Source organism: Streptomyces sp. MS191 (assembly GCF_008042125.1).
Taxonomy (GTDB): Bacteria; Actinomycetota; Actinomycetes; order Streptomycetales; family Streptomycetaceae; genus Streptomyces.
Genome location: NZ_RDBI01000056.1, coordinates 12,428 through 15,038, shown reverse-complemented (window position 1 = coordinate 15,038; position 2,611 = coordinate 12,428). Strand labels below are relative to the sequence as shown.

The window sequence follows — 2,611 nt, the reverse complement described above, 5'->3', positions numbered from 1 at the left end:
GGGCGTCCGTTCCGGGATCGAGGCGGTGCCCGCGGCCAGGGCCTGGGCGATCTCGTCCTCGTACGGCATCGCCGGGGAGCAGGCGAGGCGGCCCGCGACGATCGCGCCGGCCGCGTTGGCCCAGCGGATCGTGCGTTCCAGGTCCCAGCCGGCGAGCAGGCCGTGCGCGAGGGCCCCGCCGAACGCGTCGCCCGCCCCCAGCCCGTTGACCACCTCGACCGGCAGCGGCGGGACCTCCGCCCGTTCGCCGTCCGCGGCCAGCGCGAGGACTCCCTTGGGGCCCTGCTTGACGACCGCGAGCCGCACCCCCGCGCCGAGCAGGGCGCGGGCGGCGGCGTCGGGCTCCCGCTCCCCCGTCGCGATCCCGCACTCGTCGWGGTTGCCGACGGCGACCGTCGCCCCGCCGAGCGCCGCACGGTAGAGCGGGGCGGCCTCGGCGGGATCGGGCCWGAGCGCCGGACGCCAGTCCAGGTCGAGGACGGTCAGGCCGGCGCGGTCGCGTTCCCGGAGCGCCGCGAGGGTGGCGGCCCGGCTCGGCTCGGCGCTCAGGCCCGTGCCCGTCACCCAGAAGGCGCGCGCGGAACGGATCGCCGCGAGGTCGAGCTCGTGCGGGTGGATCTCCAGATCCGGGGCTTTGGGCCGCCGGTAGAAGTGGAGGGGGAAGTCGTCGGGCGGGAAGATCTCGCAGAAGGTGACCGGTGTCGGGTACGCGGCCACGGGCGTCACCCAGCGGTCGTCCACCCCGAACGCGCGCAGTTCGCGGTGCAGGTAGTCCCCGAAAGGGTCGGCGCCCGTACGGGTGATGACGGCCGTCCGGCGGCCGAGCCGGGCGGCCGCGACGGCGACGTTCGAGGGCGAGCCGCCGAGGAACTTGCCGAAGCTCTCGACCCGGGCCAGCGGTACCCCGACCTGCAGGGGGTACAGGTCCACGCCGATGCGGCCCATGGTGATCAGGTCGTACGGCTCGGTGTCCGGCCCCAGGCGCGGCGCGGTCCCCGGCTCCGTCTCCATGCACGTCACCTCTCGCCTCGGCCCCGCACCCAGGTCTAGCCGCCCGCCGGGAACGCTGTCAACGCCATGTCCTTACATTCGGACGACCGTCTTGACGGTGCTCCGCGGACCCGGTCAAGGTGGCTTGCATGACGAAGCCGTCACCACTGTCCCGTATCCGCATCGGCTCCGCTCCCGATTCCTGGGGCGTCTGGTTCCCCGACGATCCCCGGCAGGTGCCCTGGCAGCGCTTCCTCGACGAGGTGGCGGGCGCCGGCTACACGTGGATCGAACTCGGGCCCTACGGCTATCTGCCCACCGACCCCGCGCTCCTGGCGGACGAGACGGCCCGGCGCGGACTGAAGGTGTCCGCCGCGACGGTGTTCACCGGGCTGCACCACGGCCCCGCGGTCTGGGAGAGGACCTGGGCGCATGTGGCCGAGAACGCCTCCCTCGCCCAGGCCATGGGCGCGGAGCACCTGGTCGTCATCCCGTCCTTCTGGCGGGACGACAAGACCGGCGCGGTCCTGGAGGACCGGACGCTCGGGGCCGAGCAGTGGCGGCAGCTGACGGGCCTCACCGAGCGGCTCGGCCGGGAGGTCCGGGAGCGTTACGGCCTGCGGATCGTGGTCCACCCGCACGCCGACACGCACATCGACAGCGAGGAGAACGTGGCGCGCTTCCTCGACGCCACCGATCCCGACCTGGTCGCCCTCTGTCTGGACACCGGGCACTACGCCTACTGCGGCGGCGACAGCGTGAAGCTGATCGAGACGTACGGGGAGCGGATCGGCTACCTCCACCTGAAGCAGGTCGACCCGGAGGTCCTCGCCGGGGTCGTGGCGGAGGAACTGCCCTTCGGGCCGGCCGTGGCGCGCGGGGTGATGTGCGAGCCGCCCGCCGGGGTACCCGCCCTCGAACCGGTTCTGGCGGCGGCGCAGGGGCTGGGCGTGGAGCTCTTCGCCATCGTCGAACAGGACATGTACCCCTGCGAGCCGGACCGGCCGTATCCGATCGCCGTGCGCACCCGCCGCTTCCTGCGCTCCTGCGGAGCCTGACCGGATCCGAACAGGCCCTTTCGGTACGCGACATGACCGTGCGTCACGTACGTCACATCCGTCCCCCCGTTGTCACACATATCTCCATTACGCGGGCTTTCCGTCACAGGCGTTCAACAGCCGTTCTCCTCCGGTCGGGGGGTGTCGTTCACCGGGCACAGGCTCAGTGATCGCCAGCGCGCGCCCCGCAGCTCCCCCGAACGGCACCCCCGCCGCCGCTGCGTGACGCGCAGGAAGGTGCCCGCATGACGGACAGAAGGCTCTGGTCCTACAAGGACATTGCCGCGCACATCAAGGTGCAGCCGGACACCGTCCGCTCCTACCGGAAGCACGGGCTGCTTCCGCCGCCCGACCACGTGGAGTCGGGCAAGCCCTACTGGGACCCGGACACCATCCGCACCTGGGTCGCGAACCGTCCGGTCCTCCAGGACCGCGCCGGTCTTGTCGTCCCGCCAGAAGGACGGGATGACGACCAGGTGCTCCGCGCCCATGGCCTGGGCGAGGGAGGCGTTCTCGGCCACATGCGCCCAGGTCCTCTCCCAGACCGCGGGGCCGTGGTGCAG

Annotated in this window: 2 protein-coding genes and 2 pseudogenes; 2 read left to right on the top strand and 2 right to left on the bottom strand. The window is 72.7% G+C overall.

Annotated features, from left to right (window positions below; genetic code table 11):
- The coding region (gene iolC, locus EAO71_RS24960; protein ID WP_147980075.1) for a 5-dehydro-2-deoxygluconokinase at positions 1-1,011 on the bottom strand (1,011 nt) is incomplete at its 3' end.
- Positions 1,012-1,139: 128 nt separating this feature from the next.
- Between iolC and EAO71_RS24955 the strand changes: the two genes are divergently transcribed.
- Positions 1,140-2,048, top strand: coding sequence for a sugar phosphate isomerase/epimerase family protein (locus EAO71_RS24955; protein ID WP_147980074.1), 909 nt, complete (start codon positions 1,140-1,142; stop codon positions 2,046-2,048).
- 245 nt (positions 2,049-2,293) lie between these two features.
- Positions 2,294-2,482: pseudogene (locus EAO71_RS24950) on the top strand (helix-turn-helix transcriptional regulator); the annotation flags it as partial.
- On the opposite strand, the pseudogene EAO71_RS39140 reads toward EAO71_RS24950, so the two are convergent.
- Positions 2,459-2,611, bottom strand: a pseudogene (locus EAO71_RS39140) (2-keto-myo-inositol dehydratase); the annotation flags it as partial. The pseudogenes EAO71_RS24950 and EAO71_RS39140 overlap by 24 nt on opposite strands.

Excerpts from the sequence above, each read along its gene's own strand:
- EAO71_RS24955 (WP_147980074.1), top strand. The coding sequence starts at position 1,140 with ATGACGAAGCCGTCACCACTGTCCCGTATCCGCATCGGCTCCGCTCCC.